Here is a 15,617-nt window from a genome sequence, read left to right as displayed (position 1 = left end):
CCGAACGGTCGCGGTCCTACCGTCGCACCATGCAGACGATCGACGACCCCGGCGCCGCCCTCGCCGTGCTCCACGACCCGGCGTTCGTGGTCCCGCCGGTGCCCGCCGCCACCCATGGCATCGCCTGGCTGCGATCCGCGGTCGGCCGGTTCAGCGGCGGCGACGCGTACACCCGCCGCCGTGCCCTCAGCGAGTCTCTGCTGTCCACAGTGGACCTGGCGGCGCTCCGGGACGCGGCCGCGTCATCCCCGTACCTTCACCCCGTGCAACTCCTGTGCACCGCCCTCGGCCTGCCCTCCTCCTCACGAACGACCCTCGCCGCGGTCCGCACGGTCGCCGCCGCGTACCACCCGGGCACCGGCGACGAACCCGCCGCCGACGAGGCGGTGCGCGAGCTGGTGGACCTGTGCGGCGGCACACCGGACGAGGCCACCGCCGCGCGGATCGGCCTGCTGGTCCAGGCCTGCGACGCGACGGCCACCTTGATCGCCCGGGCCCGCGCCACGAGCCTGGAAGCGGCGCTCCGCGACGACCCACCGGTCCCGGCCACAAAGCGCATAGCCACCCGGCCGGTCACCCTTCCGCCCGGCCACCCCGAGCCGGCCGGCCTCCCCGGCGTCCGCTCCGAGCCAGACAACCGAACGGACGCCCGCTCCGAGCTGGACAACCGAACGGACGCCCACGTCGAGCCCGGAAACCGAACGGGCGTCCGCGTCGAGCTGGACGACCGTCCCAGGACCCGCGTCGAGCCGGACGACCTTCTCGAAGTCCGCGTCGAGCCGGCCGGTCGTTCCGGGACCCGCGTCGAGCCGGGCGACCGTTTCGAAGTCCGCGTCGAGCCGGACGGGCCTCCCGAATCCCGCGTCGAGGCGGGCGGTCGTGGCGGCGTCCACGTCGAGGCGGGTGAAGTGGTGCGCATCAGCCTCCGCGGCATTCCGTTCGGGGCGGGTCCGCGGCGTTGCCCAGGCCGGGCCCACGCGCTCGCGATCGCCGAGGGTGCCGTCAGTGCCTCGGTGTCCGGGAACCCGGGAGGTGGGCGGTGAGCGACTTCCGGTCCCTGCACCGCCCGGGTGCGCCGCTCGTCCTGCCGAACGCCTGGGACGTCGCGTCGGCCAGGATGCTGGTGCGGGCGGGGTTCGTGGCGGTCGGGACGACGAGCCTCGGGGTCGCCGCGGCGAACGGCGTGCCCGACGGGGAAGGTGCCACCGACGCGGACGCGCTGCGGCTCGTCCGGAGGATCACCGGGCTGCCCTGCCACGTGACCGCCGACATCGAGCGTGGCTCGGTGGGCCTGGCGGTCGCGGTCGCCGCCGCGGGGGCCGCCGGGGTCAACGTCGAGGACGCGATGGGGCCGGTCGAGACGCAGGTGCGCCTGATCAGGGCGGTGAAGCGGGAGGTGCCTGAGCTGTTCGTCAACGCGCGCACCGACACGCACTGGCAGCGGGCCGGCGACCTGGGCGAGGCGGTGCGGCGGGTGCGGGCGTACGCGGACGCCGGCGCCGACGGCGTGTTCGTCCCGGGGCTGCGGGAACCGAGCGGCATCGATGCCGTCGTCCGTGCGGTGGACGTGCCGGTCAACGTCCTGCACGACCCTTGCGGCCCCACGCTCGCGGAGCTGACGGAGCTGGGCGTGCGGCGGGTGAGCACCGGGTCGCTGCTGTTCCGTGCGGCGCTCGCCGCGGCCGGGGCAGCTGCCCGCGCGGTCCGCGACGGCACCCCGGTGAGCACCGCCGGCCTGCCGACGTACGCCGACATCGCCGCCACAGGATGACCGAGAACCACGCCGCCAAGGGATGACAACGGGCCGAGCCGTCACAGGACGACAACGGTCGAGCCGCCGAGAGGGATCCGACGGCAAGCGGCCAAAGGCCGGCGACGGCAGGGCTGCCGCCGCGCGTCGCCGGGGACCGGCAGCGTCAGGTGGCCAGCGGCGCTGAGGACTCGCGGTGCACCAGGGTGGCGGCCGCCGGCTCCACGCGGGGCGTCCGCGCCCTGTCCTCCAGGGCCATCGTCATCGCCCGCGCCCCCATCTCCGTCAGCGGCAGCCGGACCGTGGTCAGCGCCGGCGTCACGTCCCGGGCGATCGGCATGTCGTCGAACCCGACCACGCTCATCTGCGACGGCACCGCGATCCCGCGCTCGCGCAGCACGCTGAGCGTACCGACGGCCATGGAGTCGTTCAGGGCGACGATCGCCGTCAGGTCGGGGGAGTCGTCCAGCAGCCGGCGGGTGGCGGCGGCGCCGCTGTCGCGGTCGAAGTCGGCGAAGACGATCCGGCGCGGCGGCAGCGTCCGCCCGTACTGCTTGGCCGCCCGGCGCAGCCCCGCGAGCCGGTCGGTGGTCGTGGTCAGCACCTTCGGGCCGGCGATGACCCCGACCTTGCGGTGCCCACCGCCGAACACCTCCACCCCGGCGAGGTGCCCGCCGTCGGCGTTGGCGGGCATGACCGCGTCACCGGGCAGCTCGTGCCGGCCGATGACGCTGACCCTGCCGCCGGTACGGGTGTAGGCGGCGAGCTTGCCGGTCAGCGCCTTCGTGAACGCCGGGTCGTGGTAGCCGGAGCCGGCCAGGATGATCGCGGCGACCTGCTGGGCCCGCAGCAGCTCCACGTACTCCAGCTCACGCGACGGGTCGCGGTAGCTGTTGCAGATGATGACGAGCCGCCCGTTCGCCGTGGCGACCTGTTGCAGCCCCCGGGTGATCTCGGCGAAGTACGGGTCGGACACGTCGTGCACGATCACGCCGACCGCGGTCCGCTGCGCGCGGGCGAGGAACTGCGCGTGCGCGTTCGGCACGTACTGCAGCTCGTCCACGGCACGCAGCACCCGCTCGCGCAGCTCGTCGGTGACGAGTTTCGTGCTGCCGCTGATGATCCGCGAGGCGGTCGCGGGGGACACGCCGGCACGGCGGGCCACGTCGGCGAGCGTCGCCATCATCCGCCCCCTTCCATTGACTCGTTCGCAGCATACGGGTTAGCGTCGACATCACCAGAGGAAAGCGTTTTCCTGGAGGATCGAAGATGGACCAGCTGCCCGGTGGGGTCGGGATCTCCCGGCTTTCCGTCTACGACTCGCTCGCCCCCGACGGGCTGCTCGGCGGGACGCCGCACATGCACCTCACCTGCTCGGAGGGGTACGTGGTGACCGACGGCGAAGGCCACGTGCAGACCCTCGCGGCGAGCGGCTACCGCGAGACGCGACTCGAGCCCGGCACCGTCGCCTGGTTCCCGCCCGGCACGATCCACCGCCTCGTCAACCAGGGCGGCCTGCAGATCGTCGTCGTGATGCAGAACAGCGGCCTGCCCGAGGCCGGCGACGCGGTCCTGACGTTCCCGCCGGAAGTCCTCGAGGACCCCGCCGCCTACGCGGAGGCCGCGCGGCTGCCCGAGGGCGGCGTGCCGGGCACCGACCTGAGCGCCGCCTTCCGCCGCCGCGACCTGGCCGTCACCGGCTTCCTCATGCTGCGTGACAAGGGCACCGCGGCGCTCGGCGAGTTCCACGCGGCCGCCGCCCGGCTGATCGCCCCGAAGCTGCCCGCCTGGCGCGAGAAGTGGGAGCGCGGCGCGCTCCAGGCCGCGCTGGAGACGGGGAAGCAGATCGACGCGCTCGCCGCCGGCGACGCGAGTCACCTCGGCCACGGCGGCATCAGCGTGCTGCCGCAGCCGAGCGAACACGGCCGGCACGGCATGTGCGGCCTGCTCGACACCTACCACGCCACCGCCGCCTGAGGAGTCCTGTGTCCCGCATCCCGATCGGTATCGTGCTCAACGGCGTCACCGGCCGCATGGGGTACCGCCAGCATCTGGTCCGCTCGCTGCTCGCGATCCGCGAAGAGGGCGGCCTGCCGTCCCGCGACGGCTCGCTCATCTGGCCGGAGCTCGTCCTCGTCGGCCGCAACGCGGACAAGCTGGAGCAACTGGCCCAGCGGCACGGCCTGACCGAGTGGACGACCGACCTCGACGCCGCGCTCGCCCGCCCCGACGTGCAGATCTACTTCGACGCGCAGGTGACCCAGCAGCGGGAGAAGGCGATCCGCGCCGCCATCGACGCCGGCAAGCACGTCTACACCGAGAAGCCGCTGGCGGAGGACACCGACGCCGCCGTCGCGCTGTGCCGCGCCGCCCGGGCCGCCGGCATCAAGCACGGCGTCGTGCAGGACAAGCTGTTCCTGCCGGGCCTGCGCAAGCTGAAGCGCCTCGTCGACGGCGGCTTCTTCGGCCGGATCCTGTCGGTGCGCGGCGAGTTCGGCTACTGGGTCTTCGAGGGCGACTGGCAGGCCGCGCAGCGCCCGTCGTGGAACTACCGCGCCGCCGACGGCGGAGGCATCGTGGTGGACATGTTCCCGCACTGGCAGTACGTGCTGGAGCAGCTCTTCGCCCCGATCCGCTCCGTGCAGGCGACCATCGCAACCCACATCCCGACCCGGGTGGACGAGCTCGGCCAGGAGTATGAGGCGACCGCCGACGACGCGGCATACGGCACGTTCGAGCTGGAGGGCGGCATCGTCGCGCAGATCAACTCCTCGTGGGCGGTCCGGGTCCGCCGCGACGAGCTGGTCGAGTTCCAGGTCGACGGCACGCACGGCAGTGCCGTCGCGGGGCTGCGCGAGTGCCACGTCCAGCACCGCGGCACCACCCCGAAGCCGGTGTGGAACCCGGACCTGCCGGTCACCGAGCCGTTCCGCGCGCAGTGGCAGTCCGTGCCGGACAACGAGCCGTTCGACAACGGCTTCAAGGCGCAGTGGGAGCTGTTCCTGCGGCACGTCGTCGACGGCCCTGAGAACGGCGCGGCGTTCCCGTGGGACTTCGCCGCCGGTGCCCGCGGCGTCCAGCTCGCCGAGCTCGGCCTCCAGTCCGCCCGTGAGGGCCGCCGCCTCGACATCCCGGCCCTCGACCTGTGAACACCCGGCAGCTCGAACGGTTCTCGCTGAACCAGGCCACCACCAAGCGCTGGCCGGTCGACGAGACGATCGCCGGGTGCGTACAGCAGGGAGTGACGCAGATCGGGCTGTGGCGCGACCAGGTGGACACGTTCGGCCTCGAACGGACCGCCGCCCTGGTCCGCGCCGCCGGCATGAGCGTCACGACCCTCTGCCGCGGCGGGTTCTTCACCACGCCGGGCTGGCTCGACGACAACCGCCGCGCGATCGACGAGGCCGCGACGCTCGGCGCGCCGGTGCTGGTCCTCGTCAGCGGTGGCCTCCCCGACGGCAGCCGCGATCTGGACGCGGCCCGCCGGAGCGTCGGTGACGCGATCGGTGAGCTGGTCCCGTATGCGGTCGCGGCAGGTGTACGACTGGCGATCGAGCCTCTGCACCCGATGTTCGCCTCGGACCGCTGTGTGGTGTCCACCCTGTCGAACGCCCTGGACCTCGCGTCACCGTTCCCCGCCTCGGCGGTGGGGGTGGCCGTCGACACGTACCACCTGTGGTGGGACGACCAGGTCTGGACCCAGCTGGCCAGGGCGGGCGCCGAGGCGCGCATCGCGTGTTTCCAGGTCGCCGACTGGATCACGCCGCTGCCGGAGGGCGTGCTGCTCGGCCGCGGCCTGCCGGGCACCGGCTGCGTCGAGCTGCGCCGGTTCCGCGAGGCGGTCGACGCCACCGGGTACACCGGCCCGATCGAGGTCGAGGTCTTCCACGACACCGTGTGGTCGCGCCCCGGCGCCGACGTGCTGGCCGAGTCGATCGAGGGTTACGTCACGCACGTCCTGTGACCACCCGTGCGGGGGCGGCGTCCGGTTTCCCGGCGTCGCCCCCGAGCCATGTCAGGCGCCCAGGTTGCCTTCGACGACCGTCGGCGGGTCCGAGACCGGGGCGGAGGTCGGCGGCGTGGTGGTCGGCGGTGTCGTCGGCGGCGTGGTGGTCGGCGGCGTCGTCGGGTCGGTCGTCGGCGTCATCGTCGCCGTGGGCACGGCGGTCGACGTGGCCGTCACGACCCCGGACGCGGTCGGGACCACCTGCGGGCCGTTGGTCGGGTTGCCTTCGCCGGCCGTGGTGCCCGGGTTGGGCCGCTGCACGGCGGTCACCTGCGGGTTGGGCGCCGGCGACAGGTTGGTGCCGACCTCGTCGCCGGTGGTGCTGCCGCGGTGCGTGCCGGAGTCGGACTTCCCGCCCATCATGTCGGACGTGGTCTCCGCGGCGGCGAAGACGAGCGCCAGCGCCATCGGCACCGCGATCGCCATCGACGTCACCCGGCGGCGCGACATCTGTGTCGTGCCCCGCAGCCAGCGCTTCTGCGTCGGCAGTGGCGCCACGTCGAGGTCGTCCACGGCGAGGCCGAGCAGCAGCTGCCGGGCGTCGGGCCGGTCGAGCGGGTCGCGGCTGAGGGCGGCCGCGACGAGCTCCCGCACCGGGTCGGGGATGCCGTTGAGGTCGGGCTCGCCCTCGAGGATCTTCCAGGCGCGGGCCGCCGCCTCCTCGCCACCGTACGGGTGACGCCCCGTCGCCGCGAACGCGACCAGGCAGCCCCAGCCGAAGATGTCCATGGCGGCCGAGGGCTCCTCGGCGCGCAGCTGCTCGGGGGAGGCCCAGCCGAGGCTGCCGACGATGTTGCCGGTGCCGGTGATGTCGCTCGCGGCGTCCATCGCGCGGGCGATGCCGAAGTCGATGATCCGGACGCCACCGAGCGTGACCATGAGGTTGCTCGGCTTCAGGTCGCGGTGGACCAGGCCGACGTTGTGGATCGCGGCGAGCGCGGCCGCGACGCCGAGCGCCACGCTGTGCAGCATCGCCGGGTCGAGCGGGCCGTCGTCGGCGACGAGCCGCGACAGGGGGATGCCTTCGAGGTACTCGGTGACCAGATACGGCCGGTCCTCGTGCATGCCGGAGTCGAGCACGCGGGCGGTGCAGAAGCCGGGGACCCGCTGGGCGGCCCGGACCTCGCCGGCGAACCGCACCCGGAACCTCGGGTCGCGCGCGAGGTGCGCGTGCACGAGCTTGACCGCGACGCGGGAGCCGTCGGGGGACTGCGCCAGGTAAACGGTGCCCATGCCGCCGATGCCCAGCTGGCCGATCAGCCGGTAGTCGTCGATGCGGATCGGGTCGTTGGCGGTGAGGTCGCCGATGGTGGCCCGGCGTGCCGGGGCGGCCGAGCGCAGCGGCAGGTCCGGCGTGCCGGACTCACCGGCGCCGTCGTGCGTGCCAGCCTCGGTCATCGGGGTCCTTCCAGCCACTGGGCACAGGTCCCATGCAGTTTGATCCGTCCACCGCGAGATGGAAAGACCACCCTGGATGCAACCCTCGTGCCCGTTCGGGCAGATTTGCCCAGGCGGCATCCACACATGGTGTCTCGACAGTAGTCGAGAATTGCGCGGACGTCCGCGCCGGAGGTCACACCTTTGACCCCCCAGCGTTCAACGAATGACGCCCGATCAGATGACGCGCCCCGCCCTCAGCTCAGCGTGGTCGCTCCAGGTGAGCGATCATTCCACGCAGCGCATTCGTGACGACCGCGAGCTGGGCCGGCTCCAGGTAGGACAGGGCGAACACCTCCGCGCTCTGCGACTCCGGCAGCAGCTCTCGGATGAGGCGCTGGCCCTTGCGGGTCAGCTGCAGCACCACGAGCCTGCCGTCGTCGGGATGAGGGCTGCGGCGCACCAGACCGCGGCCGGACAGTGTGTCGACGACGCCGGTCAGCGTCGCCTTGGAGATGCCCGCCTGCTCGGCGACGTGCCTGGTCTCCATCCTGCGCGCGGCCCACACGGTGCGCAGGACCACGAACCCCGTCCACGTCAGCTGCCGCGGACGCAGCACCACCTGCTCGACGTGCTGCCTGACGGCGTTGGCCGCCCGGTGCAGGTGCAGCACGGTCTCCGTCGCCGTCGAGTCAGCGGCGACGTCCTGCATCGCGGTCACCTGTCGTCACGCAACCGCTCATGTCTCGAAACAACACCTCTCATGCCCATGTGGGCGGCCCCCCTCCGGTCCCCATAGAGCACCCAGAATATCGAAAACATAGCGGTTGCGTTGCCCCGTCATCACCCTCAGCAATTCCATGAACGCGAAACGTAGACCGTCTTCGTGCTGTTTGCCCGCTTTGTCGCCACAATTTATCGGCTATCGGATGAATTGAAACTTCTAAAGTGCCCGACTGTACCGATCCAGGGCTCCATCGACGACACTAAAACCATGCGGGTCGCGCTGATGGCCGCCACGACGCTGCTCGGTCTGACCGCGGGCGGCGCCCTGGCGGCGTGCGACGGGCCCGCCGAGCCGGCGCGGCACCAGACCGCCTCGCCGTGGCGGCGCCTGCCGGACGCGCCGTCGGAGCGCACCGAGATCGCCGCCGCCGTCACCGGCGCGAAGATCGTGGTCGCCGGTGGGTACCAGCGCGACGGCGGCAGCGTCAGCACCGTCGAGATCTACGACACCGCCGCCCGCACCTGGACGACCGGCCCGCCGCTGCCGCTCGCCGTCAACCACGCGACGGCCGCCGCTGCCGGAGGGGCCGTCTACGTGTTCGGCGGCTTCCTCGCCGACGGCACCCCGAGCGCCGCGGCGTTCCGCCTGCCCGCCGGCGCGCAACGCTGGGAGTCGGTCGCGGACCTGCCCGAGGCCCGGGGCGCCGGCGCCGGCGCCGCACTGGGCACGTCGATCTTCGTGGCCGGCGGGATCGGCCCCGGCAAGGACGTCCTGGCCGCGTCGATGCTCGTGTACGACACCGCGACCGACCGGTGGCGCTCCGCGCCCGGACCACCCACGCCGCGTGAGCACCTCGGCGGCGCGGCCGCGGGCGGCCGGTTCTACACCGTCGGCGGCCGCGTCGGCGGGCAGCTCCTGGCGGCGGTCGAGTCGTTCGACCCGGCCACCGGCACCTGGACGAAGCGCCCCGACCTGCCGACCGCCCGCGGCGGCCTGGCCGCGACCGGCACCTGCCACGGCTGGGTCATCGCCGCCGGGGGCGAGGGCAAGGCGACGTTTCCGCAGGTCGAGCTCTACGACCCGGCCGCCGACAGGTGGCGCGCCCTGCCGCCGATGCCCAACCCGCGGCACGGCCTGGCGGTGGTGACCGTCGGCGGCACGCTCTACACGCTGCCGGGCGGCCCGAAGCCGGGCCTCTTCGTCGCCGCCACCACCGAGTCCCTCGACCTGGACCCCTGCTGACCCCAGCCCCCTGGCCGGCGCCGACCGGGCCTTTCGCGGTGGCCGGGCCTTTTCGCGGTGGCCGGGTTTCTTCGCGGTGGCCGCTGGTCAGTCCTGGTCGCGGTGACCGCGCCGCAGCAGCCGGTTGCGCTGCCAGATCAGGAACGCGAACAACGCGATCAGCAGCATGATCACGCACAGGAACTTGGCCATCGCGACAGCGTACGACCCCCTCCGCCCCAACCCTGTTCCCGGCTCCCCGCTTCCGACCTCCTTCTTATGGCCTCCGCTCTTCGGCCTCCGCTCTTCGGCCTCCGCTCTTCGGCCTCCGTCCTTCGGCCTCCGTCCTTCGGCCTCCGTCCTTCGGCCTTGCTTGGAGTGGTGCTGTTTCAACGTCCGTGTCCCGTCTGGGCGGCGATGGCCGGGCTGCCCGGCGTGGGCGGGGCGGTTTCCTGCCCTACCGTTCGGCTTCCGGCTTGCGACTCCCGCCTTTCGACCCCGGCGGTTCGGTCACCGCCTTTCGACCCCGGCCATTCGACGCCGGCCGTTCGGTCCCCGCCTGTGACGCCGGCTGTTGGCAGCCGCCCGTCGGCCTTCGTCCCGCCTTGTCCCGCCTTCGGTCGCCGCCATCGGTGGCCGGGCTCTGGCGTTCGGTCTGTGGGCTGCGGGCCCGGCGGTTGTTCCTGCTTCGGGTGGTGCTTTCAGCGTCTGTGTCCCGTCTGGGTGGCGGTGGCCGGGTTCCCGGCGCGGGTGGTGTCCTGGCCTCTGCGCCTGGCCAGCCGGGCGAACGCGACCGCGTCGTCGACGGCGGCGCCGCCTGGGTCGTTGTTGAAGTACACGTACGAGTCGTCGAAGCAGTCGGCCAGTCGGCCGGCCCAGGTGTCGAGGGCGGACCGGCCGTACCGTGGCCACGGCGTCGCGCGGCCCTCGTGCAGGCGCAGGTAGCCCCAGCCGCCGGTCGCCCACAGTGGCGTCACCGGCCGGCTGTGACGGTCCGCCCAGCACAGCGCCGCCCCGCGGGCGTCGAGGACCTGCCGGACCTCGTCCACCCACCAGGTCTCGTGCCGCGGCTCGACCGCCACCCGTACCCCGGCGGGGAACGCGGCCAGCGTCTCGTCCAGCGCCGCCACGTCGAGCTGCATCGTCGGTGGCAGTTGCAGCAGCACCGGGCCGAGCTTGCCGCCGAGGCCGCGGGCCCGGTCCATGAGCCGCCCCACCGGCTCCTCCGGGTCGCGCAGCCGGCGCACGTGCGTCAGGTACCGGCTGGCCTTCACCGCGACCACGAAGTCGTCCGGTGTCCGCTCCCGCCACGCCTCGAACGTCGACCGTTCGGGCAGCCGGTAGAACGCGTTGTTGACCTCCACCGTGGCGAACGCGGTCGCGTAGTGCTCCAGCCAGCACCGTTGCGGCAGGTCGGCCGGGTACAGCCGGCCCTTCCAGTCGCGGTACTGCCAGCCCGACGTGCCGATGAGCATCATGCTGACCGGTTACCCAGAAACCCGGGGGCTGCCCGCGTCAGTGTCGCCTACGTGTACGTACGTCGGTCGCCCGGCCGACTACGTATGCCGCCCCGAAACGATTAGGTAAGTGTTACCGATGTCGCGCGGACCTTACGGCGCGAGGATGGTGTCACAACAATCCAGAGGAGCCCGCAGTGAACGTCCACCCGATCCTTCTGACCGAGATCGTCCGCCAGCGCCAGCTGCACATGCTCGACGAGGCCAAACACTGGTCAAGCCGCGTGAAGCTGCGCCGCAGAGCGGGCCGCTCCGGCACGGCGGCCTGACCGGCCCGCACCGCCGTCACCCAGCAGCCCCGGACCTCGCGTCCCGGTCACCCGATCCCTCCCGGGTGGCACGGACGTCGACCGGTCCGGGGCTGCCGCGTGTCCACCCCTCGGCGGCGGTCCTGAAACGCTGTGGGCCAGCCACCGGTATGCGCGGCCCGGACGGCCGTGTCGTGACCGCGGTGGCGGAACCAGTCGCGCCGTGGCCTGGTGGCCGGACCGGTTGCGTCGTGGCCTCGCCGGCCGGGCCGCGAAGGCGCCCAACCGGCGCCGTGTTGCCGCAACTGCACGCGGACCTGGCAGGGAGAGCCGCCTAGGCCCGACCGCTGGCTGATGGGAGCGACGGTCGTGCCCACGACAGCACGTGACTACGTGCCGCCGACGGCGGCTAGGTATCGCCGCGGTGCTCAAGATACGTAACAGGTACAGATGGAAACTGCTCCTTACGCGGCCAGGATTGGGACATCACCGAGTCAAGGAGTGGTCATGATGCACCCAGTGTTCCTGTTCGTACAGGTCCAGCACCGCCAGGAGAGCCTGCTCGGCCTGCGCCGGCGGCCGTGGCGCAGCGGCGGGGACGACCGGCCTTGGTGGCGCAGGTCGCGTCCGTCACAGCCAACGCACAGGCTGCCCGCCGGTAGGCTGGTGGCGTGCGGGCCAGCCGTAGCGGAGTGAGCCAGGTGATGGTCGGCCGCGACGACGAGCTGCGCAGGTTGCGCAAGCTTCTCGACGGGTCCGAGCCTTCCATCGCCATGCTCGGAGGCGAGCCGGGCATCGGCAAGAGCCGTCTGGTGCAGGAGCTGATCGCGGGGTTGCCCGAGACGGTGCCGGTGCTCGACGGGCAGGCCGATCCCGGCACGCTCAGCCGGCCGTTCGAGGTGCTGCTCGACGCGATCGACAGCGGCCACCGTTCGGTCAAGCTCGACCCGGAGCTGCTTGTGACGGTCACCGACGCGTCGCGGTCCATGATCGACCGGATCCAGGCCGGGCTGGAGATCGTGCGGCTGCTGACGACGCCGGGGCCGTCGGTGGTGGTGTTCGAGGATCTGCACTGGGCCGACTCGGAGAGCGTGGCGCTGTTCGAGCGGATCGCGGACCTGCCCGGCACCAGGCTGCTCGTCGGCACGTACCGGCCCGACGAGGTCACCCGCCGGCACCCGCTCGCCGACCTGCTGACCCGCCTCGAACGGCGGTACATGGTGACCAATGTGCGGCTGGAGCGGCTGAACCTCGCCGAGACGTCGCGGTTCCTCAAGTCCGTCACAGGGCGCCCGCCGACGTACCGGACCGCGCTGTCGCTGCAGAACCGCACCGGCGGCAACCCGTTCTTCCTCGAAGAGCTGATCAAGGCCAACGGCGACGAGGACCTCGACACGCTGTGCGACCGGCCGCTGCCGTGGAACGTCGCGGAGGCCCTGCGCCGGCAGCTCGACGACCTCGACCCGACCGAGAAGCGGATCGTCGAGGCCGCCGCCGTGCTGGGGCGCAAGGTGCCGTTCGACCTGCTCGCGGCCGTGACCAGCCACAGCGAGCCGGAGCTCATCGACGCCCTGCGCGACCTGGTGCGGCGCGGGCTGATGGTGGAGACCGGCGACGACGAGTTCAGCTTCCGGCACGCGCTGACCCGTGAGGCGCTCGCCGACGAGCTGCTGGCCCGGCAGCGCCGCCGCCTGCACGAGCTGGCCCTGGAGACGCTGCTGTCGACCGGCAGCAAGGACTACGCGCTGGTGGCGCACCACGCGCGCGGCGCCGGCCGCTACCTCGACATGGTCGAGGCCGCCCGGCGCGGGCTCTCCAAGTATCTGGCGATGGGCTCGCCGTACCAGGCGCTGCAGCTGGCCGAGATGGGCCTCGACGAGCTGCCCGACGACGTGGAGCTGCTGTCGTGCGGCGCCCGCGCCGCCTGGCTCGCCGGGCTCCTCGACGACGCGCAGGAGCTCGGCCGGCGCTGGCTCGCCGCGGCCGGCACCGGCGACGAGCGCGCCGACGCGCTGCGGCTCCTCGTGCGGCTCAGCTGGGAGGTCGGCAGCAGCGGCAGCATGCAGCAGCGGGCCGAGGAGCTGCGGGCCGAGATCGAGCACCTCGGCGACGGGCCGTCGAAGGCGTACGCGTACGCGGCGATCGCCCAGGCGTACATGCTGATGGACAACACCGAGTCCGCCATCGAGTGGGCCGACAAGGCGATCGGCCTCGGCGAGCGGCTCGGGCTCCCCGGCGTCTGGCTCGCCGGCAAGGTCGAGAAGGGCTCCGCGCTGGTCAACTTCGCCGCCGGGGTCGACGACGGCATCAAGCTGCTCAACGAGGCGGCCCAGGAAGCCGAGCAGGCGGGGGAGTGGCTGCTCGCCGCGCGGTCGCTCAACAACCTGTACAACCTCCTGCCCGGCGGCCCGGCCGACTGGGCCGCGGCGCTGGAGCGCATGCGCACCTTCGCGGAGCGGGCCGGCTTCGAGTCCCTGGCCGTCGCCGCGTACTTCCAGGGCCGTGCCCGGCTCGCCGTGCAGGAGGGCAACCTCGGCGGCGCCCTCGCCGAGCTGGAGTCCGCCCGCCGCCGCGACCGCGGCCTGCTGCGCACCCGCAACGGCATCGACTACCACGGCGTCTTCTTCGCCGGCCTGCTCCTGGAGGCCGGCGAGCTCGACCGCGCCGACACCGTCATCCGCGGCATGGTCGAGGCCACCGACACCTACACCATGCTGACCCAGACGTCGGTGCCCGGCCTGCAGTTCCACCTGACGGCCCGCCGCGGCCAGACCGAGCAGGCCCGCGAGCTGCTCCGCGCGGTCCTCGACGCCGTCCGCGTCACCGGCGTCACCGGCCGCGACTTCGCCCACGACCTCATCTCCGCCGGCCTCGCCGGTGGCCTCGCCGTCGACGAGCTGCGCCCGGTCGCCGCCGCCATCGACGACCCGTTCTTCGACGACGCGTGGCGCTGGCTCGCCGACGCCCAGATCGCCGAGGCCGCCGGCGACCATCAGGCCGCTCTCGGCGGGTACCGCCGCGCCGTCGCCGAGCCGTCCATGCTCCTGCCCGCCACGAAGGGCTCCGGCCACGTCGGCGCCGCCCGCTGCCTGCTCGCCCTCGGCGACCTCGACGCCGCCCGCCAGCACGTCCGCATCGCCGAACCCCTCCTGGCCCGCTGGTCCGGCTGGCGCGTCGCGGAGCTCTCCGCCCTGCGCGGCCGGCTGGGCCTCGCCGCCCCCGTCGCCGGTGACCAGGCGCTGACGCCCCGCGAGCGCGAGGTCGCGGTGCTGCTCGCGGAGGGCCTGACCAACGCCGAGCTCGCCCGCCGCCTCTACATCTCCCCCCGCACGGCGGCCGTGCACGTCTCCAACATCCTCAGCAAGCTCAACCTGGAGTCCCGCACGCAGGTCGCCGCCTGGGTCCGTGCCGGCAGCTGACTCCTGTCGCGTTTGCCGCCGATGTACGACTCCCGCCCGCCCGTCCCGCAATGCACATCCACCCGGCCGCTTCCCAACCCTCGCACCTTCTGCGGCTTCCGCGACATGGACGTCGCGCGTTCTCTGCCGGTGAGATGATCGCGCAACGTCGATCCGCGCCGGTGAAGCTGGTCGTGTGTCGGGTGCCGTGGGCGGCCGGGCATCGTATCGTGGGCGGGTGCTGGTCGTCACGAACGAGCTCGCCGGCCGGGCCGAGGCCGAGGCGGTCGAATCCGCCCTCGACATCCTGCGCGAAGCCGGCGACGTCGAGACCGCGACCTGCGGCCACGTGGACGACGTCGACAGGATCCTCGACGCCCGGCGCGGCCGGCGGCTGGTCGTCGTCGGCGGCGACGGTTCGCTGCACACGATGGTCGGCGCCCTGCTGCGCCGCGGCGAGGCCGCCACCTGCGAGGTCGCCCTCATTCCCCTCGGCACCGGCAACGACTTCGCGCGCGGCGTCGGCATCCCCGTCGACGACCTGCACGCCGCCGCCCGGATCGCCGCCGCCGGCATCGCCGGCCCGATCGACCTGATCGTCGCCGACGGCGACGGCGTCGTCATCAACGCGGTCCACGTCGGCGCCGGCGCCGAGGCGGCGCTGAAGGCCCGCCCCCTCAAGCGGCACCTGAAGATCGCCGCGTTCCCGATCGGCGCGGTCCTCGCCGGGTTCACCGCCAGAGGCTGGCGCCTGCGCGTCACCGTCGACGGCACGCTGGTGTCCCGCGGCCACCGGCGGGTCCTGATGGCAGGCCTGTCCAACGCCCCGACCATCGCCGGCGGCACGGGCGCGCTCGCCCCTGACGCCGACCCCACGGACGGCCTCGCCGACATCACGGTGTCGTTCGCGGTCGGCCCGCTCGCCCGGGTCGGCTACGCCCTCGCCCTGCGCAGAGGCCGCCACCCAGGCCGCGACGACGTCGTCCACCTCCGCGGCCGCGACGTCCGCATCGAGGGCGAACCCTTCCACGTCAACGCCGACGGCGAACTCACCGGCCCCTTCCGCACCCGCCACTGGACGGTCGCCCCAGGCGCCTGGCTCCTCGTCCGCTGACTGTCGGCTCCCTTCGGGGCAGGCGAAGCCCACCCGGGTGGCTTCTGACGCCTTCCGCTGATCCCAACCCAGGCCGCACCCGCCGCAACCACCCCTCAGACCAAACCGAGAGCCCAACGAGGCCGACCATCCGCGAGACGGAAGCCGACTGGCGGTGACCGGAAGGCGGTGGCCGTCAAACCGGGGCCGCGAGGCGGTGGCCGAAAGACCGGGGCCGGAAGGCCGAGGCCGGAGTGCGGGGGCCGAAGTGCGGGGGCCG

The 15,617-nt window shown here is 73.2% G+C and carries 13 protein-coding genes; 9 read left to right on the top strand and 4 right to left on the bottom strand.

Annotated elements, in window-relative coordinates; translation table 11 throughout:
- The first annotated feature begins 29 nt into the window (after positions 1-29).
- Both ACFY3L_RS48965 and ACFY3L_RS48960 read left to right on the top strand, forming a co-directional pair.
- Positions 30-1,043, top strand: a complete 1,014-nt coding sequence (locus tag ACFY3L_RS48965) for a hypothetical protein (RefSeq protein ID WP_389340825.1) — start codon at positions 30-32, stop codon at positions 1,041-1,043.
- On the top strand, positions 1,040-1,771 hold the full coding sequence (locus tag ACFY3L_RS48960) for an isocitrate lyase/phosphoenolpyruvate mutase family protein (RefSeq protein WP_389340822.1): 732 nt from the start codon (positions 1,040-1,042) through the stop codon (positions 1,769-1,771). The genes ACFY3L_RS48965 and ACFY3L_RS48960 overlap by 4 nt, the downstream gene beginning before the upstream one ends.
- A gap of 145 nt (positions 1,772-1,916) precedes the next feature.
- Here ACFY3L_RS48960 and ACFY3L_RS48955 read toward each other — a convergent pair whose 3' ends face one another.
- Positions 1,917-2,933 (bottom strand): LacI family DNA-binding transcriptional regulator, encoded by a 1,017-nt coding sequence (locus tag ACFY3L_RS48955; RefSeq protein WP_389340905.1) that lies wholly within the window; start codon positions 2,931-2,933, stop codon positions 1,917-1,919.
- An 86-nt stretch (positions 2,934-3,019) separates the two neighbouring features.
- On the opposite strand from ACFY3L_RS48955, the gene ACFY3L_RS48950 reads away from it, so the two are divergent.
- The 3 genes from ACFY3L_RS48950 to ACFY3L_RS48940 are packed head-to-tail and all read left to right on the top strand — an operon-like array spanning position 3,020 to position 5,714.
- Positions 3,020-3,727 (top strand): cupin domain-containing protein, encoded by a 708-nt coding sequence (locus ACFY3L_RS48950; protein WP_389340819.1) that lies wholly within the window; start codon positions 3,020-3,022, stop codon positions 3,725-3,727.
- 8 nt (positions 3,728-3,735) lie between these two features.
- Positions 3,736-4,899, top strand: a complete 1,164-nt coding sequence (locus ACFY3L_RS48945) for a Gfo/Idh/MocA family protein (RefSeq protein WP_389340816.1) — start codon at positions 3,736-3,738, stop codon at positions 4,897-4,899.
- On the top strand, positions 4,896-5,714 hold the full coding sequence (locus ACFY3L_RS48940) for a sugar phosphate isomerase/epimerase family protein (RefSeq protein ID WP_389340813.1): 819 nt from the start codon (positions 4,896-4,898) through the stop codon (positions 5,712-5,714). Before ACFY3L_RS48945 ends, ACFY3L_RS48940 begins: the two co-directional genes overlap by 4 nt.
- Before the next feature lie 51 nt (positions 5,715-5,765).
- Here the strand turns inward: ACFY3L_RS48940 and ACFY3L_RS48935 are convergent, their stop codons facing one another.
- Both ACFY3L_RS48935 and ACFY3L_RS48930 read right to left on the bottom strand, forming a co-directional pair.
- On the bottom strand, positions 5,766-7,154 hold the full coding sequence (locus ACFY3L_RS48935) for a serine/threonine-protein kinase (protein WP_389340810.1): 1,389 nt from the start codon (positions 7,152-7,154) through the stop codon (positions 5,766-5,768).
- Positions 7,155-7,395: 241 nt separating this feature from the next.
- Positions 7,396-7,845, bottom strand: coding sequence for a MarR family winged helix-turn-helix transcriptional regulator (locus ACFY3L_RS48930; RefSeq protein WP_389340807.1), 450 nt, complete (start codon positions 7,843-7,845; stop codon positions 7,396-7,398).
- A 282-nt stretch (positions 7,846-8,127) separates the two neighbouring features.
- Here ACFY3L_RS48930 and ACFY3L_RS48925 point away from each other — a divergent pair, with 282 nt between their 5' ends.
- Entirely contained in the window at positions 8,128-9,102 is a 975-nt protein-coding gene (locus ACFY3L_RS48925) for a Kelch repeat-containing protein (protein WP_389340804.1), read from the top strand.
- 680 nt (positions 9,103-9,782) lie between these two features.
- On the opposite strand, the gene ACFY3L_RS48920 is transcribed toward ACFY3L_RS48925, so the two are convergent.
- A complete protein-coding gene (locus ACFY3L_RS48920; protein WP_389340801.1) occupies positions 9,783-10,559 on the bottom strand; it encodes a DUF72 domain-containing protein in 777 nt (258 codons plus the stop codon).
- Positions 10,560-10,735: 176 nt separating this feature from the next.
- Between ACFY3L_RS48920 and ACFY3L_RS48915 the strand changes: the two genes are divergently transcribed.
- From ACFY3L_RS48915 to ACFY3L_RS48905, 3 genes are all read left to right on the top strand, one after another.
- Positions 10,736-10,867 (top strand): hypothetical protein, encoded by a 132-nt coding sequence (locus ACFY3L_RS48915; protein ID WP_389340798.1) that lies wholly within the window; start codon positions 10,736-10,738, stop codon positions 10,865-10,867.
- A 650-nt stretch (positions 10,868-11,517) separates the two neighbouring features.
- Positions 11,518-14,265 (top strand): ATP-binding protein, encoded by a 2,748-nt coding sequence (locus ACFY3L_RS48910; protein WP_389340795.1) that lies wholly within the window; start codon positions 11,518-11,520, stop codon positions 14,263-14,265.
- Between the two features lie 217 nt (positions 14,266-14,482).
- Positions 14,483-15,358, top strand: coding sequence for a diacylglycerol/lipid kinase family protein (locus tag ACFY3L_RS48905; protein ID WP_389340792.1), 876 nt, complete (start codon positions 14,483-14,485; stop codon positions 15,356-15,358).
- Positions 15,359-15,617: the final 259 nt, after the last annotated feature.

This window comes from Dactylosporangium sp. NPDC000521 (assembly GCF_042898305.1).
GTDB lineage: Bacteria > Actinomycetota > Actinomycetes > Mycobacteriales > Micromonosporaceae > Dactylosporangium.
Note: the sequence above shows the minus strand (reverse complement) of the source record. Positions and strands in the feature narration are given on the sequence as shown.